This is a genomic window from Gilvimarinus sp. 1_MG-2023 (genome assembly GCF_030548285.1).
Genome location: NZ_JAUOSC010000835.1, coordinates 1 through 285 on the forward strand (window position 1 = coordinate 1; position 285 = coordinate 285).

The 285-nt window shown below is 51.9% G+C and carries 1 protein-coding gene; it reads right to left on the reverse strand.

Annotated features, from left to right (window positions below):
• A partial coding sequence (locus Q4563_RS19240; RefSeq protein WP_303605655.1) for a phosphoenolpyruvate carboxykinase (ATP) occupies positions 1-285 on the reverse strand: 285 nt, incomplete at both ends.

The following is a 285-nucleotide window of genomic DNA, read 5'->3' on the forward strand; positions in this document are numbered from 1 at the left end:
TACCGGTACCGGAGAGGCCGAAGAACAGGCAAACATCGCCGTCGTCACCAACGTTGGCAGAGCAGTGCATTGGCAGCACGTCTTTTTCTGGCAACAGGAAGTTCTGTACACCAAACATGGCTTTTTTCATTTCGCCAGCGTAACGCATGCCTGCAATCAGTACTTTGCGTTGGGAGAAGTCGACAATAACGCAGCCATCGGAGTTGGTGCCATCACGTTCCGGTACGCACTCGAAGTTGGCAACGTTCAGGATTTGCCATTCTTCCTTGTCTGAAGGGTTGTAGC